At 63.0% G+C, this 16040-nt stretch carries 16 protein-coding genes; 5 read left to right on the top strand and 11 right to left on the bottom strand.

Annotation, left to right across the window (positions count from 1 at the left end):
• Positions 1-86: 86 nt before the first annotated feature.
• The 7 genes from WDS16_RS26805 to WDS16_RS26775 form a co-directional block, all read right to left on the bottom strand.
• Positions 87-1421: an FAD-dependent oxidoreductase gene (locus WDS16_RS26805; protein WP_338889148.1), complete on the bottom strand. Its 1335-nt coding sequence runs from the start codon at positions 1419-1421 to the stop codon at positions 87-89.
• 2 nt (positions 1422-1423) lie between these two features.
• Positions 1424-1744 (bottom strand): 2Fe-2S iron-sulfur cluster-binding protein, encoded by a 321-nt coding sequence (locus WDS16_RS26800; RefSeq protein WP_338889147.1) that lies wholly within the window; start codon positions 1742-1744, stop codon positions 1424-1426.
• 9 nt (positions 1745-1753) lie between these two features.
• On the bottom strand, positions 1754-2986 hold the full coding sequence (locus tag WDS16_RS26795) for a cytochrome P450 (protein WP_338889145.1): 1233 nt from the start codon (positions 2984-2986) through the stop codon (positions 1754-1756).
• A gap of 46 nt (positions 2987-3032) precedes the next feature.
• Complete coding sequence (locus WDS16_RS26790) at positions 3033-3935, bottom strand: SDR family NAD(P)-dependent oxidoreductase (protein ID WP_338889143.1); 903 nt, start codon at positions 3933-3935, stop codon at positions 3033-3035.
• Positions 3936-3978: 43 nt separating this feature from the next.
• A complete protein-coding gene (locus WDS16_RS26785; RefSeq protein ID WP_338889141.1) occupies positions 3979-4914 on the bottom strand; it encodes an SMP-30/gluconolactonase/LRE family protein in 936 nt (311 codons plus the stop codon).
• Positions 4915-5002: 88 nt separating this feature from the next.
• Positions 5003-6526, bottom strand: a complete 1524-nt coding sequence (locus WDS16_RS26780) for an MFS transporter (protein ID WP_338889139.1) — start codon at positions 6524-6526, stop codon at positions 5003-5005.
• A 156-nt stretch (positions 6527-6682) separates the two neighbouring features.
• On the bottom strand, positions 6683-7147 hold the full coding sequence (locus tag WDS16_RS26775; RefSeq protein WP_338889138.1) for a MaoC family dehydratase: 465 nt from the start codon (positions 7145-7147) through the stop codon (positions 6683-6685).
• 141 nt (positions 7148-7288) lie between these two features.
• Between WDS16_RS26775 and WDS16_RS26770 the strand changes: the two genes are divergently transcribed.
• Both WDS16_RS26770 and WDS16_RS26765 read left to right on the top strand, forming a co-directional pair.
• Positions 7289-8083, top strand: a complete 795-nt coding sequence (locus WDS16_RS26770) for an enoyl-CoA hydratase-related protein (RefSeq protein ID WP_338889137.1) — start codon at positions 7289-7291, stop codon at positions 8081-8083.
• Positions 8080-9237 (top strand): CoA transferase, encoded by a 1158-nt coding sequence (locus WDS16_RS26765; protein WP_338889136.1) that lies wholly within the window; start codon positions 8080-8082, stop codon positions 9235-9237. The genes WDS16_RS26770 and WDS16_RS26765 overlap by 4 nt, the downstream gene beginning before the upstream one ends.
• Positions 9238-9345: 108 nt before the next feature.
• On the opposite strand, the gene WDS16_RS26760 is transcribed toward WDS16_RS26765, so the two are convergent.
• Complete coding sequence (locus WDS16_RS26760) at positions 9346-9774, bottom strand: VOC family protein (RefSeq protein ID WP_338889135.1); 429 nt, start codon at positions 9772-9774, stop codon at positions 9346-9348.
• On the bottom strand, positions 9771-10529 hold the full coding sequence (locus WDS16_RS26755) for an SDR family NAD(P)-dependent oxidoreductase (RefSeq protein WP_338889133.1): 759 nt from the start codon (positions 10527-10529) through the stop codon (positions 9771-9773). The genes WDS16_RS26760 and WDS16_RS26755 overlap by 4 nt, the downstream gene beginning before the upstream one ends.
• A 123-nt stretch (positions 10530-10652) precedes the next feature.
• Here WDS16_RS26755 and WDS16_RS26750 point away from each other — a divergent pair, with 123 nt between their 5' ends.
• Genes WDS16_RS26750 through WDS16_RS26740 form a run of 3 tightly spaced genes read left to right on the top strand, consistent with a single transcriptional unit; the run spans position 10653 to position 13161 of the window.
• A complete protein-coding gene (locus WDS16_RS26750; protein WP_338889131.1) occupies positions 10653-11546 on the top strand; it encodes an SDR family NAD(P)-dependent oxidoreductase in 894 nt (297 codons plus the stop codon).
• On the top strand, positions 11543-12736 hold the full coding sequence (locus WDS16_RS26745) for a serine hydrolase domain-containing protein (RefSeq protein WP_338889129.1): 1194 nt from the start codon (positions 11543-11545) through the stop codon (positions 12734-12736). The genes WDS16_RS26750 and WDS16_RS26745 overlap by 4 nt, the downstream gene beginning before the upstream one ends.
• On the top strand, positions 12733-13161 hold the full coding sequence (locus WDS16_RS26740) for a nuclear transport factor 2 family protein (RefSeq protein ID WP_338889128.1): 429 nt from the start codon (positions 12733-12735) through the stop codon (positions 13159-13161). The genes WDS16_RS26745 and WDS16_RS26740 overlap by 4 nt, the downstream gene beginning before the upstream one ends.
• A gap of 79 nt (positions 13162-13240) precedes the next feature.
• Here the strand turns inward: WDS16_RS26740 and WDS16_RS26735 are convergent, their stop codons facing one another.
• On the bottom strand, positions 13241-15196 hold the full coding sequence (locus WDS16_RS26735; protein WP_338889126.1) for an NAD(P)/FAD-dependent oxidoreductase: 1956 nt from the start codon (positions 15194-15196) through the stop codon (positions 13241-13243).
• Between the two features lie 127 nt (positions 15197-15323).
• On the bottom strand, positions 15324-16034 hold the full coding sequence (locus tag WDS16_RS26730) for a GntR family transcriptional regulator (protein ID WP_422395724.1): 711 nt from the start codon (positions 16032-16034) through the stop codon (positions 15324-15326).
• Between the last annotated feature and the right edge of the window lie 6 nt (positions 16035-16040).

The raw sequence follows: 16040 nt of genomic DNA, 5'->3' as shown, positions 1-16040 counted from the left end.
TTCACGGCGAGGAAATCGGCCTGCGTGGTCAGGACTGAACAGTGGTGCACATTGCAGGTAAGGCGGCGGGGTCTCGCCCCGCGCGGCTATGCGGTTGCGGACGCCCTGGATGCTTGCGGTTTCAGCAGTTGCTTGAGCGGGGCGGAGGTGTCGGCAAATTCCTCCGGCGTCACGAGCGTCCCGTTGTTCAATGCTCCTCGCAGCGCAAGGAAGTCGGCGGGTGCGTTCACGCATTCGGCGGCACTGAGCCGCCCACTCGTGAAGTACCCGACGACCAAACGTCGGGGACGGTCAGGATCGGACCGGACCACGACCGCATCGTGCGTTCCGGTCAACCCTGCTATTTGGAGCTTCCAGTCACCTTGATCGGACCAGAACCACGGTACGGCGCGAACCGAATCCGGTTCGCCAGCAACCACTCTGGCCGCCGACGCGGCTTGCTCGACGGCATTGTCGACCGATTCCAAGCGAACGGATCGTTCCAGGTCGAGATCGGCCCCAGGGTGAGGTTGCACGGTGCAATCTCCGATCGCCAGAACGGTCCCTTCCGAGGTCACACCGCGATGATCGACCACGATCCCCGCCGCGCAGGACAAGCCGAGGCTCTCGGCAAGAGCGATATTCGGCTCGACTCCCACGCCGATGAGGACCGTCGACGCCGCAATGTCGTTGCCAGCGACCCGAACTCCTCGGACCGCACCGTGGTCGTCGGTGAGAATGGCTTCGGGAGCAGTGGACAGGCGAACATCCACACCCATCGTTCGATGTGCAGCAAGTATGAATGCGGCGGTCGCTTCGCCCACCGCGCGGCCCATCAGCCGTGGTCCGGCTTCGAGAACCGTCACGGTGCCTCCCAAGCTGCGGATGGTGGCAGCGGCTTCGAGGCCGATGAATCCGCCTCCGATCACCACGACCGGACCTGAGGCCACCCGATCCCGAAGACTGTGGGCGTCGTCGACCGAGCGCAACTCGACGACACCGTCGGCGTCGGTGCCGGCAATGTTCAGCTTGCGTGGACTGGCACCGGTCGCCAAGATCAGCCGATCGTAGACATAGGACGACACTTCGTTCTCGCCCGAATGAACTTTGCTGGTGTGGACGCGGCCGCTCCCGTTCTTTCCGTGTTCGATACGTACGACTCGTTCGCCGAGGGTGAGATCGATGGAATGGTCGGTGTACCAGTTCGATCCGCGGAGCGCCAACGACTCCACGGTTACCTCGCCCTTCAGGTACGCCTTCGACAACGACGGGCGGTTGTACGGCTGATGGAGTTCTTCGCCGATCAGTTGCACCGTCCCGCCGAACCCATTCGATCGTAGCGACTCCGCGAACTGGACTGCCGCATGCGAGGCACCGACAACGACAACTGCCCTCGGCGCAGTTTGGTGCTCCCCGGAGCGTGCGCGGTCGAGGTCGGGCATGGTCACAGCTGACTCGAAGGGATGGTCACGTGTATGTCGGATCCTTCGCGCAGGAGCAGTTGGCAGGACAGGCGGGAGTTGGGTTCGCGGTCCGTTGCGGCGCAGTCGAGCATGTCGTCCTCGTCTTCGCTCGGTGCTGAGAAGTTGTCGAGTTCGTCCTCTGCGAGGAAGACGTGGCACGTCGCGCAGGACAGTGCACCACCACACTGTCCGACGATTCCTCTCACCCCGTTCTTCACGGCCGTCGTCATGACCGATTCGCCGTCGGTTCCTTCGATGACTTTTTCGACGCCGTCGGGCTGCAGGTAGAACACTTTGGACATGTCGGTCTCCTACCAGGCAACTGGCAACGAAGTGATGGGCTGCGTGAGGTTGTCGTAGTTGATGACGACAGGCCCGTCCTGACGGAGCCCAGGGAGGCGACGGAAGAGTTCGGTGATCGCCACTTGCAGTTCCATTCGAGCCAGAGGGGCGCCGAGACAGTGGTGCAATCCGAAGCTCAGTGTCAGATGCGGGTTGTCGGCGCGCCGCACGTCGAACGTCGCCGGCTCGGCCATTGCGATCGCGTCATGATTGGCCCCATTGGGATCGATCATGATGGCCTCACCCTTGGCGACCAGCTGACCTTCGAGGTCGACGTCTTCGGTGGCGACGAAGGGAACCAGAGCCCCCATTCCGGCGACGGGGTTGCCGATCTCCCACGCTGCATGGCGCAGAATCTCCTCGACCGCAGTGGGCGCGACGGTGTCGACATCTTCGAGCAGTACAGCGAGCTGATCTTGGTTGTTGAACAGCGAGAGAACCCCCTGGCCGATGAAATTCGCTGTGTTGTCGAAGCCTCCGATGATGAGAATCAGTGCAATGGGAATGATCTCAGCATCGGTGAGGGTGTCGTCCTTGTCCCGGGCATTCGCGAGATCGCTGAGCAGATCTTCGCGTGGTTCACGTCGTCGCTCTTCGATGAGGGCAGTCATGTATTGCACGAGTTCGCCCATGTTCGCTGCGATCTGCTCGGGTGCCATGTTGGCCACCGACAGTGTAGATGCGCTCCACGACTCGAACTTCGGTCGATCTTCGGGAGGGACTCCGAGGAGGTTGGCGAGCATCTGAATCGGCAGGGCAATCGAATAGTCTTCCACGAGGTTCGACGGAGAACCTTTGGCCACCATCTCGTCGATAAGTTCGTTGGCGAACTTCACCGCTGAATCACGCATACCGCGAACGCGTTTCGGTGAAATCGACTTCTGCACGAGTCTGCGCAATTTTGTGTGGTGCGGCGGATCCTCGAACTGGATGGTCGACTTCAGGAACTCAGGGAACTCCATGAAGTACGGCACCGTACGTTCACCGGTACGGAACGGCTCGCGGACAAACCGCGGATCTCCGAGCATCGCACGAGCAGTGGAGTTGCGGTGGATGATCCACGCATCCCCGCCGATGGGCATCGTCATCTTGGTCATCGGGCGATCCGCGCAGATCGCGGCATAGCGACGCGCCGCCTCGCTCGGTTCGACAGGCAGGAACGGGTAGGCGGTATCGGCAAGCGGTTGATCGATTGTTGTCATGGGGATCTCCGGAATATTCGACGCGTCGGATGAGTGGGCGGCTGACTCAGACCGGCATGGGTGCCGGGGGAATTACTTGCGGAATTGCCTGCGGCGTAATGGCCATGATGTCCTCGAACCGCTCGGCGACGACCTCGATGGTGAGATCAGGATCGGTGATCCCCGTCGTGTTGAGCAACGCCAGCCGATTCACGCCTCCGCCGGCAACATTGAAGACCTCTCCGGTCACCGTGCAGCTCGGATGGAGCAGGTATGCCACAACCGGCGCAACATGTTCCGGGGTCAACGCGGTGCGGAGGTACTCGAGGATCTCGTCGCTGAGTCCGTCCGCGCCTGCCTCTGCCATTCTGGTACCTGCACCCGGTGCAACAGCATTGACCAGAATTCCCTCGGCGAGGCCCTCGAGCGCGAGGTTTCGCGTCAACCCGAAAACGGCACCCTTCGAGCTTCCGTAATGTGTCATCATCGGGTTGCCCAGCATCGCCTGCGAAATCGTATTGACAATGCGGCCGGATCCGGACTTCTGCAAATGCGGCCAGGCCGCACGGCACAGCCGTAGCGAGCCGAAGTAGTGCACGTCGAGATGGCGTTGGTATTCCTCGTCCGGGACGTCGGTGAACGCGGCGGTGCGGATGATGCCTGCGTTGTTGACGACGCCGTCCAGTTGGCCGAAGTTCGTCAGTGCGGCCTCCACTAGCGCCTGGGCCCCGTCTTCGGTGGACACGTCTGCCGCGCATGCAACGGCACGCCCGCCTGCCGCCTCGATCTCGGCCACAACCGCGTCGGCGGGGCTGTCCCCCTCGAGACCGGACCCATCGGTTCGTGCGCCGAGGTCCCCGACGACCACTGCGGCCCCGCGAGCGGCGAGAAGTTTGGCATGGGCACGGCCGATTCCACGGCCCGCTCCGGTGACGATGACGACTCTGTCGTCGAAACGCAATTCGTTCATGTCGAAAGTCCTTAAGGAAGTTGTGTGCGAGAAGGTCGGCCGATCAGGGACGAGAGTCGCCCCCGGAGCGGGACACGTCGGCGATCCAGATCGATGCTTTCGCTTCGCGAGCCGACTTCTCGAAGTCGAAGACCTCGAGACCGACGGTGATGTACAACGTCTTTCGATCAGGACCACCGAGCATGCAGGCTGAGCCGGTGCCCGATTCGAGGGGCACAGAGATCGCGTCGGTCATGGTGCCGTCGGCATCGAACCGGGCGACGTATCCGCTACCGGGCATCGCGGCCCAGACTCCACCGTCCTCGTCGAGAGCAATGCCGTCGGGGAGCGATGGCGCGACTGCCAACACACGATGGTTGGTCAAGGAACCGTCCGAACTGCGGTCCATGATCAGGATCTTGTTCAGGAATGCCTCGGCGGTGTACGCCGTGCGCTCGTCGGCGGACAGCACAATTCCGTTGGCACCCATCAAGGGACCGATCTTGTCCGCGACGGCGACGGTGCCGTCGGGCTCGACCACGAGGATCGGCGACGGGGCAGGGTCGGCACCGTTGAAGAGGTCGAAGCCGAGCTGAGTGACGTATGCGCGGCCGTCGGAGTCGACCACCATGTCGTTGATCGGACCGGGCGCGTGCATCGAAACATCGGCGTATTCGGTCAGCGCGTCCGGAGCCGATCCGTCGTGGACGAGAACGAGCTTCTCGTGCATCGATGTCACGATGAGCCTGCCGTCGGGCAGCCAGCCGAAGCCGCCGAGCACGATCGGCACGTCGGTTCCCGCCGATCGGCTGTTCGCATCGACGACTACCGACACTGTGCCGTTGGCATCGATCGTCTTGAGCGTGCCGGTGTACATGTCCGAGAACCACAAGGTTCCCTCGTGCCACCGCGGGCATTCCGGCCAGGAGAATCCCCGGGCGATCTCGCGGGCGGCCGTGGTGGGGACCTCGGCGAATGCGTCGGTCACTGCGTGGGTCATGAGTGTCCTTTCCCGGACGGGCTGAGGTGCTGGTGCTGTGTTGTAGTGAGGGGCGCGAGGAGATCGCGAGGCGGGCCGATCCTGATCGCTACAGCGACCGGGTGATGTGCTTCACAGTATTCGATCCATCCAATTTGTCAACTAAATCTCGGGACGACGCCGATTCACCCGACGCGGTCTCGTCGGTGAGGCGGCGAGCCGGAAGGGTCGCGGTGACCACGAGCGCCGCGACACAGCAAGCGATACCCAGGCCGAACACCAGGTTGTACGCCCCGGACGTGGAGTACGTGGTTCCCGAAACGATCCCGCTGGCGAGCAGAGCACCGACCACCGCGGCACTGACGGCATTGAACGTCCCCCGCAGCAGGGTGGCGAATCCGGTCGCCTCGCCGGTGCGCTCTGCGCTCACAGATTCGACGACCAGGTTCGGTAGCGCCGTGTATGCGAAACCTGTTCCAACAGCGAGAATCACCGAGGACACGATGACCCCGGCGACGGACCCGCGACCGAGCGCGAACAGCGACATTCCGAGCACGAGCAACACCGTGCCGATCATTACCGCACGTGCTGCTCCGAAACGTGCCGCCACCTTGCCGCTGAACGGGGCTGCCAGGAACCCGACCACGGCACTCCCGGCGAACACGTAGCCGGCTGCAGAAGCGGACATGCCTAGACCGACCGGCGCCGCGACCGGGGTCTGCAGAATGATCGGAGTCAGGACCGGAGTCAGTCCCATCACACCGACCGCCAGCAGAATGGTGATCACGTACGCCGAGCCCAGGTCACGGCGGGCGAGTAGGCGAACATCGAACAATGGACTCGCCGACTTCCTCTGCCACCCGTACCAGGACGCGAGAAGGACAGCGGACAATACGAACAGGATGACTATCGGCGAGGACAGCCAACCCCGCTTGTTCCCCTCGGTCACAGCGAGGAGTGCGGCTCCGACCCCGATTGGGAGCAGGATTGCACCGAGCCAGTCCACCCGTGGCCGCGCGGCAGGCGCAGAGTCTCGTGGAATGATTCGACCGACGACGAGCGCCGCAACAGTGGCGAAGACGGCCGCGACGACGAAGATCCAGTGCCAGTCGGCGACGTCGATGAGAACTCCAGAGATCACCGAGCCCGCTGCCCCGGCGATCAGGGCCGAGCCGGCAATCATGGCCACGGCAAACGGAACTCGTTCGCGCGGCAGGGATGCACGAGCAATGCCGAAGCACAGCGGCATGATTCCGCCTGCAACCCCTTGCAGCGCCCGCCCGGCGATCACCATGCCGAGTGAGTCGCCCAGCACACTCACCACCGATCCCACAGCAGACAGCGCAAGAACGAGAACGAGAACTTTCTTTCGTCCATAGATGTCGCCTAGGCGCCCGGCCAGCACCGCCGACGCTGCGGTCACCAACAGGAAGGCGGTCAATGTCCACCCGACGTCGGCGGCCGACGCGTCGAAGACCTCCATGAACCTCGGAATGGCCACGAAGACCATCGAGGACTCGAAGGCGCTGACGATCTCGGCAAGAACCAGGACCGCGACGAGGATACCCGCCGACCTGGTAGCGACTGTTGCTGTGGCAGGTAGGTCAGGCTGTTCGGGACGGCTCGATGGCATGGTGACATCTCTCGGTAGACGCTACGAATACATAATTGGATCCGATTTGGAGTGTAGCGGGCCGACCTCCGAAATGTGAAGCACTTCACTACTTCTGCCACGGCGCTATTTTCGTCACAGCGTTGTTTCCGCAACCGTTGAATACGCTCGCGGGCATCAGAACAAGAACAGCTGCAGCTTCTCTGCGACGACGGCCGGTCGCGTGCCATCGTCGCTGGCGACCGTGAACTTCCACGCTACGAGCACTCCCGCCTCGCCTGATGCCGCAGTTCGTTGCTCGACGCGAGCCAATTCGGCAGTCAATCGGATTCTCGAGCCGACTCGAACCGGGGCGAGAAACCGAACCTTGTCGTACCCGTAGTTGAGGATGCGCGCACACGGCTGCACGGACACCAGCGAGTCGAACATCGGGGTCACCAGCGCCAGCGTAAAATTGCCGTGGGCGATCGTTGCACCCATCGGACTTGCCCGAGCCCGGCCCACGTCGACATGTATCCACTGCCGATCCCCCACCGCGTCGGCGTATGCGTCCACCCGGCCCTGATCGATCGCCATCCACTCGGACGGCCCGAATGTTGTTCCGGCCGAACGAGACAGCTCGACCAGGGTCAGAATCGTCACACCTTGCTCCATCGGACTCCCAATTTCTCCATCGCACCTACTATCCAATTTTGTACACTAGACTGGATCCTATTTAAGTAAGAGACGCCGAACTCCGCATCCTGCGGCGCGAACACGCCTCCATCGAACGAAGGACTCCCGATGCCCGAAGCCACCGTGAACTACTCTGCCGAGAACGGCGTCGCACGCATCACGCTCGACAACCCGACCCGGAAGAACGCCATCACGCTGTCCATGGCCGCCGCCATCGAGAGCATCTGCGACGACATCGAACGCGACCGATCCGTCGGCGTCGTCGTCGTCGATGCGCGCGGGTCCTATTTCTGCAGCGGTGCCGACACCCGCGACCTCGCCGCCTCCTCGACCGACGCGGCCTCCGACGAGGCGGTCCGTCGAACGTCTGCCATCTACCGGTGCTTCGTCCGTGTCGGCCAATTGCCCACGCCCACAATTGCATCGGTCGTGGGCGGTGCCGTGGGAGCCGGCCTGAACCTCGCGCTCGCCGCCGACGTCCTGCTGGTCACTCCCGACGCCGTCCTCGACAGCGGTTTCCTCGCACGCAAGATCCATCCCGGCGGTGGACACCTCTCGCTCGTCGGTCGGCTGCTCGGACCGGCCGGGACCGTTGCCATGGCAGGCCTCGGTGCGGCGATGTCAGGATCGGAAGCCTCTCGGCGCGGGTTGGCCTATGCCTGCGTCGAGGCGGCCGACATGGAGGCCGAGATCGCCACTCTCGTCAAGCACGCCGCAGCGGATCCCGACCTTGCCCGAGCCATCAAGAACAGCGTCCGACTCGAGCTCGGCCCACCCTCGGTATCCCTGGCCTCGGCGCTGGAAATCGAACGCGGCGTGCAGATGTGGTCACTCGGCCGCAAAGGCGAGGACGCCTGGAAGAACAAGCCGACCAAGCCGACCGTCACCTCGGATGCGCCGTGACCGGCCCGCTCGCCGGTATCCGCGTCGTGGACTTCACCACGACGTTCTCCGGGCCCTATTGCACTCAGTCACTGTCCGATCTCGGAGCCGACGTCATCAAGGTCGAAGCGCCGTCGGGTGACATCACCCGACGGCTGGGAACGTCTCGAGACGGAATGGGCAGCGTCTACGCTGCATGCAACCGCGACAAGGCAAGTATCGAGATAGACATGGCCGGTGCGGAGCGCGGTTTGGTGCTCGAACTGATCGACCGCGCGGACTGCCTGGTGCACAACATGCGGGCCACTGCGGCCACCAGGCTCGGAATCGATGCCGGCACAACCCTCGTCCGTAATCCGCGCTTGATTCATGCCTCCATCACCGGGTACGGAAGCGACGGGCCGTACGCGGGGCGGCCCGCGTACGACGACTGCATTCAGGCGGCCAGCGGTCTTGCTGCACTGCAGAGCGACTACTCCGACCGACCGCAGTACATGGCGACGTCGGTGGCGGACAAGGTCGCCGGCATGACGGCATCCCAGGCGATACTCGCCGCTCTGCTGGCTCGCGAACGCACGGGACGCGGTCAGGCCGTGGAGATTCCGATGTACGAGACCCTCGTCGGCTTCGCCTTGATGGAGCAGTGGGGTGGTCGCGCCTTCGAACCCTCCACCGGCCCTCCCGGATACAAGCGAATGCAGTCGCGATTTCGCAAGCCGTACCGCACTGCCGACTCGACGATCGCCGTCGTGGTCTACCACCAAGGCCACTGGGAGCGGTTTCTGCAGACAGTGGGCCGAGGCGACGTCCTCTCGGATCCCCGCTTTGCCAGTGTCGAGAGCAGAAATGCTCACATCGACGGCCTGTACGAAATTCTCGAGTCGATCCTTCTCGAACGGACCACACACCAGTGGTTGACCCTGTTCTCCGACATCGATATTCCGGCCGTGACGGTATCAACCCTCGACGAGGTTCTCGACGACCCCCATCTGCAGGCCGTCGACTTCTTTCAGACCGTTGTTTCCGAGAGCGGTTCGTTCGTGGCCGCGCGTTCGCCGATGAAGTTCTCGGACACTCCGCTCACCGAACCGCGGGATCGGCCGGGGCCGACACCACTGGATAGCGGCCGCCGCACGATTTATCGCTGGCTCGAAGCTGACGCCGCGATCCGATAACACCCTGTCCGAAAAGACCGTCGCCGAAAAATACCGCCGCCGATAGCACCGTGGCCGCACACCGTCAACGTTCTGCGTCGGGTGCGCGGCCACGGTTCTGCCGTCGGTTCAGGAAGCGTTGCGCTGAATAAGCTCCGCGGTATAGCCATCGGGGTCTGCGACCATCGACAGCACCAGCCCGCCCATCTGCTCGAGCACCATAGGGGCCATAGTCACCGATCCGCCGTTCGCCACGGCCCTCGACGTGGTGGCCTCGACATCATCGACCGTCAGCACGATCTTGGCGAAGCCGGTTCCCTGTTCGATGGGCCCGGTGGGGACCTTCTTGCGCATCAATTCGATGCCGCCCCCGCTGTCGTCGGTGCGCCCGACGATGACTGCGTCGAACGTGTCGGTCGAGACGTCGTGCAGACGTGACAGTCCACATCCGTCGACGTAGAACTGGACCGACTTCGCCAGATCCGCCACGTATAGGGCGATCAGCGACACACCTGTTCCGGTGATGGATGGCGCTACGGGAGAGTTCGATTCGATCATCGGGTCTGTGACCCGCCATTGAAGTCGATCGTTTGTCCGGTGAGACCACCGGCTTGGTCCGAGGCGAGGTACACGCACGCTGCACCCACTTCCTCCGCGTCGCCCAATCGACCGATGGGGATTGTCGCGACGATGCGGTCGACGATTTCCGGTGGCATCATCTCGGCCAGATTGCTCTGTTGCCCGAGCGCGAGGATGTTTGCCGTCACGCCGTACTGGCCCGTCTCGGCTGCCAGGTGCCGGATGAAGCCCTCGACGCCACTCTTGCCGGTGGCGTACATCGAGACGTTGATGTTCTGTCCGGTCCTGGCCGAGCCCGAGGAGATCTGTATGACTCGGCCCCACCCTGTGTCACACATGCCGTCGATGACAGCCTTGGTGCAGTTCAGCGATCCGTAGATGTTGAGGTCGATCGGCAAGCGCCACAAATCAGGCGTCAACTCACGGAACGGAAGGTTCCATCTTCCCTCGGCCACGCCCGCGTTGTTGACGAGAATGTCTACGTGCCCGCCCAGTTCGGCCTCGGCGGCGCGAACGTGATCGATCGTCGAGTCGAAATCGGTCACATCCCAGGCGGATGCGATCGCGCTGTGCCCCTCGGCGCGGATTGCATCCGCCACCGCTTCTGCACGCTCCGGGTGCAGATCGTTGACGATCACCGAGGCACCCTGTCTAGCCAGCACAGTCGCCATTGCCGCGCCGACGTTCTGCCCCGCGCCGGTGATCAATGCTCTATGCCCTTGTAGATCGAACACGCTTCGCTCCTCTATGTCCTGGGTGCCTTGTCGAATCCCGCCGTCGTCGGTTCGGCCGACGGGATTCGCAACTGACACTCCATTTTGAATATTTCTTTGGATCCAAAGTATACGATCGCAGACATGGATACACCACAAACACATATTTCAACCGCAAGTGAGCGTTTCGGGTCGGGAACCGCCGTCGTGACCGGGGCCGGGGCCGGAATCGGGGAGGGACTCGCCCGTCACCTTGCAGCTCTCGGGATGCATGTCGTCGTCGCCGACATCGATTCGGCTGCGGCCGAACGGGTCGCCGCCGACATCACCGGTGATGGTGGCCAGTCGAGTGCATATTCCGTCGACGTCACCGATGCGCCCGCTGTCGACGCCATGGCGGCCGAACTGTTCGCCGAATTCGGCAGCGTCGAACTCCTGGTCAACAACGCGGGCCTCGAGAATGCTGGACTGCTGTGGGAGGTGGATCCGACGCGGTGGCGAAAAGTCATGTCCGTCAACGTCGACGGGGTGTTCCACGGAATCCACTCCTTCGTACCCAGAATGATCGCCGCAGGTACGCCCGCCGTCATCGCGAACCTGTCCTCGGTCGCAGCATTCTCGTCCACCCCCGTGCAGGCCCCCTACACGGTGAGCAAGCATGCCGTCCTCGCGCTCACCGAGTGCCTGCACCAAGAAATCGCCTTGATCGAAGCACCCATACAGGTCTCCGCTGTTCTCCCGTACTCGATCAAGAGCTCGATCTTCAACGCCGCACGCACGCAAGCTCCCACCGCCAACCCCGTCGCCAATGCCGTGTTCGACGCCATGCAGTCGGCGAACGTCGCAGCCGGGCTCGATGCGATAGAGGCAGCCGAACACATGGTGGAAGCCATTGCGCGGGGCGACTTCTGGATCTTCTCCGACGACGCGATCTGCGCCGGCATGGCCGCGGCCCGCGGGCAACATCTCACCGAACTGACCGATCCGCAAGATCCCCGAGAACAACTGGCCATGATGGGAGTAGAGGTATCCGCATGAACACACCATCCGACACACACACAAAATCGGTTCCCACCACCGATCCGCGTATTGCCGCGGCATTGGCGGAGTCTCGCGAGCGCGGCGAATCAGGCATTCAAGTAGCCGCATATCTCGACGGCCAGTTGATCGTCAATGCCGCGTCGGGACAGGCGAAACCAGGGACGGATGCCACCACCGATACGCTGTTCCCCACGTTTTCCGTCACCAAGGCCATCACCTCGACCGCATTGCATCTGCAGGCCGAACGGGGCCTGGTCGACTACGACGCCACGGTCGCAACCTACTGGCCGGAGTTCGGCAAGCTGGGTAAGGAATCGATGACCGTGCGCCACCTGCTCAGTCACCGCGGGGGGATCCCCTGGATGCCCGAAGGTGTTACGCCGGAGAACCAATCGAATTGGTCCTGGATGATCGAGCAGATCGAGAACACTCGAACGGTGTTCGAGCCAGGGACCACGAACTGCTACCACGCCCTGGTCTGGGGATGGGCGGTAGCGGAGATCGTGTTGCGGACGGACGGCGGTGGCCGAGACTTCGCCCAGTTCCTTCAGGACGAGTTGTTCGCACCCCTCGACATCGAGGACGTCTACATGGGCGTGCCCGCCGAAGCCGACGACCGGGTCGCCGAACTGACCGGCGGCTCTGTTCCAGTGGGCTATCCCGAGGAGTATCTGCTCGGGATGCCACCAGCTGTGTTCCCGGGCGCGGAGGTCTACAACACCGAATTGTCCCGGCGCAGTATCAATCCGGGTGCCGGCGTCATCGCCACCGCTGAGGGGATCGCCCGCTTCTTCGCCCTTCTCGCCGGCCTCGGGACCCTCGACGGTGTCCGGTTGCTGTCCGAGGAACGAGTTCGCAGCTTCACCGTCACTCGCGACCAAGTCGAGGACACCGACCGGTACATGGGCAAGCCCGCGCAGGTCAGCGCCTACGGATTCTGGCTGGGTGGCCCAGATCCGGCCGGATACCCTGTGTTGGGGGACAATCCGAATATCGTGCACCATCCAGGGGCAGGCGGCGCGATCGGTTGGGCCGAGCTCGACAGTGGTTTGGCAGTATCGATCAATCACAATGCCATGCACGACGGCGCGGCCGCGACCGAGATTCACCCCTTCACCCCGATCGCCGAAGCCGTCCGAGCTGTCGCTGCGGACCTGCGTGCCGACTCCGTAGGGGTCCGGTCATGACGGGATCGACCGGGTCGAGCACGATCACCGACGAGCACGCCCTGACCCGCCTGATGGTCGAGTTCGCTGCCGCTGCGGACGACGCAGACAGCGTCGACGCCGTCTCGGCACTCTTCGACACAGATGGCGTGTTCACGGTCGGCGGCGAATCATACAGCGGCAGAGCAGCTATCGCTGCGTACCTGCAGGGAGCGCGGGATGCCGGTTTTGCCGGCCCTGACGCGGGCACTCGCCATCTGGTGACGAACGCTCTCGCCACCGTCGAGTCCGAGAACGAGGCGAGCGGTGGCTGCGAATGGATGCTGCTCCGATCGGCCACTGCCGAGAGTCCTGTGCCGACTGTCATCGCAAGCGGACAGTACCGAGACCGGTATCGGCGCACGAACGGTCACTGGTCTATCGCCGCCCGCACGGTTCGATCCTGACCGAAGCAACAACGAGCTGAAGGGGAAGGAACCTCACGGTTCCTTCCCCTTCGGTCTTGCGATCTTCAGGTCGAGAGTGTCAGCTCACCGTGAACGCGTCTTCATCCGGCGTCCTGAGCATGGTCCAGAAGTCCACCATTCGCCACGGACTCGGAAGAGTCACACGACCGGCCTTGTTCCGGTAGTAGGTATTCGCACCGGTTTGGGTGTTCCACACCGAGTTCTCCAGCTGCTGCGCCACCCGCTCGTTGTACTCGTCGGTTGCGTCGGCCGTGACCTCGATCGCACGGCCGTCGTTCTCCACGAGTAGCTGCAGGCACTCGAAGATGTAGTGCAACACGGCCTCTACGGTGAAGTTGTGCCCCCCACCGTGGCCGGGCGAGGTATTAGGGCCGGAAGTGACGAACAGGTTCGGGAATCGCGGCACCGTGCCGCCGAGGTAGGCGAACGGGTCGTCACCCTTCCATACATCGTTCAACGCGACGCCGTCTCGTCCGAGGATCTCGATGGGCGAGAGATAGTCCAACGTGAAACCTGTTGCATGAACGATGATGTCGAGTTCATGGGTGCGGTCGTCGGCGGTGACGATGCCCTCGGGGACGATGCGCTCGATCCGCTCGGTGATCACCTCGACATTGGGCTTCTTCAAGGATGAATAGAAGTTGCCCGGATCGCGAACGAGACGTTTGCCGGCCGGTGCGTAATCCGGTGTCATCGCGGCAGCCAGATCGGGCCGATCTGAGAACGTATCATGGATATGCCCGAGGCAGAATTGCATGACCGCGTCATTGGCAGGAGAAATGGACAAATGACTGCTCATCCACTCGGGATCCGCGCGAACGACATCGTACATATTGTCGCTTGCACCCCAGTAAGTCCTGAGGCGGAACCACTGATTGTAGAACGGTAGGTTCGCCAGCAGCCAGCGCTCGCCGTCCGGAACCGCCGCGGGCTGAGTGTTCTTCGGCATGACCCAGTGTGGTTGTCGCTGGAAGAAACTCAGCGTCCCCACCTGATCGGCTATGGCTCCGACCACCTGAACCGACGTCGCTCCGGCACCGATCACCGCGACGCGTTTGCCAGCGACGTCGAGATCGGCCGGCCACTGCGCGGTGTGCACGGTGGTTCCCGAGAAGGTTTCTCGGCCAGGGACATCGGCGAACTTGGGTCGATTGAGGTAGCCGAATGCCGTGATGACCGCGGTGAATCGCGCCGTCGACGTCTCGCCCCCGGCGTCGATGCTCCGCACTTCCCACTGCTGATCGGATTCGATCCATTCCAGACCGGTCACTTCGGTCTCGAACCTGATTCGGGACTTGATTCCGAAGCGGTCCACGACGCGGCGGAGGTATTCCTGATACTCGCCGCCGACCGGATAGTATCGGCTCCACTCCGCGTTGAGGTCGAACGAGTACGAATAGTACAAACTCGGGGTGTCCACTGCTACACCGGGATACGTGTTGGTTCGCCAGGTGCCACCGATGTCGTTGCTGCGCTCGAAGATCTCGTAATCGAATCCGCTTCGGTCGGCGTAGACGCCCGCGGCGATGCCTGCCATTCCCGCGCCGAGGATCGCAATCCGCTGGTTCGATTCAGGACGCCTGGTGCGTTTCACCACCGGCTGTGCAGGAACGAAGCCACTCTGCTCGAGCAGCAGCGAGGCGAACTCCTCGTCCACGGGAGCGCCAACGGCCAGAGCTGCCATCGACACGAACATCTTCGGATCGTCGATGATCAGGTGGGGGGTGACCGGGTCACCGCACAGTGCGTCGACGAGTACGTCGACCAGTTCTGCCCGACGGTCGCCGGACATCGAGACGACGGCCGGTCGTGCGGGCGGGCCCTCTGGAACGGTTCGCTCGACCAGCGGAGCGAAGCGATCGAGAAGGCTGGTGTCGCCGGTAGCATGCACCGCGCACAAGACCATGATCGCCGCGTCGGCATCGGCGAGGCTCGCTCGCAAGCGGTCACGGTCGAGTCGAACGGGTTCGATGTCGAATTTCTCGGTGATCGGTGCTCCGCCGGGTTCTGTCATGTCTTCTCCGCATTTCTAACTAAAGTGGCTTCATAATTGGATCCAGTTCGACTGTAGCGCAGTCGTGGCTGGAGCGGGCAAGGTTGCGCCTCTCGAACCGAACCGAATCGGCGACGTCGAAGCGTGGTCAGACCGCCGGCGAGACACCGCCCGCACGCAGAACCGTACTGGTGCCGGACTCGCCACCTCGGCGGTGCGCGTTCATCAACTCGACCAAACGATGGTTGTCGTGATCGGCGAGGGCCGCAATCATATCTTCGTGCTCTTCGAGTATTCGAATCCGAGCCGCCGGATCGTAAAGGTATACAGCGTGATAGGGCATGGCCAAGGTCCACAAACGGCGCAGTTCCTGAACGATCAGGTTCATCGGCGACTGATCGAACATCGCGAAATGGAAGGCCTGGTTGGACAGACGCATCGTGAGAATGTCGACGCGGTCCGCGGCCTCGGCAACCTCGTCGGCCAGCGACCGAACGTGCGCGAGCGCCTTGTTGTCGAATACCGGCAGACTCACTAATACCTCACGCTCCAACGCCGCACGCATCAGGTAGATCTGGTCGAACTCGAACTGCTCGAGGCGCGCAACCGCATACCCGACGTTGTGCTCATGTCGAACCAGACCCTCCGCCGTCAACTGCCGCAGGCCCTCACGTACCGGCAGCCTACTGACGCCGAGGCGTTCGGCCATCAGTTCCTGGCGCACCTGCTGCCCCGGCAGCAGTTCGCCACTGATGATCATTCGCTGAATCTCGTCCACGACGCGCGACGCCGCTCGGTCGGACGCGGTTCTGGACGACGGCAGTTGGTTCGCAGCGTCCGACGCTGATTTACGGGGCACGGAACC

It is taken from the genome of Rhodococcus sovatensis (genome assembly GCF_037327425.1).
Taxonomy (GTDB): domain Bacteria; phylum Actinomycetota; class Actinomycetes; order Mycobacteriales; family Mycobacteriaceae; genus Rhodococcoides; species Rhodococcoides sovatense.
The sequence above is the reverse complement of the archived record's forward strand: the minus strand, read 5'-3'. Positions and strand labels throughout refer to the sequence as shown.

Bases quoted from the DNA above. Each gene is read 5' to 3' on its own strand.
- WDS16_RS26795 (WP_338889145.1), bottom strand. From the start codon at position 2,986: ATGACAACAATCGATCAACCGCTTGCCGATACCGCCTACCCGTTCCTG.
- WDS16_RS26735 (WP_338889126.1), bottom strand. From the start codon at position 15,196: ATGACAGAACCCGGCGGAGCACCGATCACCGAGAAATTCGACATCGAA.
- WDS16_RS26800 (WP_338889147.1), bottom strand. From the start codon at position 1,744: ATGTCCAAAGTGTTCTACCTGCAGCCCGACGGCGTCGAAAAAGTCATC.
- WDS16_RS26770 (WP_338889137.1), top strand. From the start codon at position 7,289: ATGCCCGAAGCCACCGTGAACTACTCTGCCGAGAACGGCGTCGCACGC.
- WDS16_RS26760 (WP_338889135.1), bottom strand. From the start codon at position 9,774: ATGATCGAATCGAACTCTCCCGTAGCGCCATCCATCACCGGAACAGGT.
- WDS16_RS26740 (WP_338889128.1), top strand. From the start codon at position 12,733: ATGACGGGATCGACCGGGTCGAGCACGATCACCGACGAGCACGCCCTG.
- WDS16_RS26780 (WP_338889139.1), bottom strand. From the start codon at position 6,526: ATGCCATCGAGCCGTCCCGAACAGCCTGACCTACCTGCCACAGCAACA.
- WDS16_RS26785 (WP_338889141.1), bottom strand. From the start codon at position 4,914: ATGACCCACGCAGTGACCGACGCATTCGCCGAGGTCCCCACCACGGCC.
- WDS16_RS26805 (WP_338889148.1), bottom strand. From the start codon at position 1,421: ATGCCCGACCTCGACCGCGCACGCTCCGGGGAGCACCAAACTGCGCCG.
- WDS16_RS26745 (WP_338889129.1), top strand. From the start codon at position 11,543: ATGAACACACCATCCGACACACACACAAAATCGGTTCCCACCACCGAT.
- WDS16_RS26790 (WP_338889143.1), bottom strand. From the start codon at position 3,935: ATGAACGAATTGCGTTTCGACGACAGAGTCGTCATCGTCACCGGAGCG.
- WDS16_RS26750 (WP_338889131.1), top strand. From the start codon at position 10,653: ATGGATACACCACAAACACATATTTCAACCGCAAGTGAGCGTTTCGGG.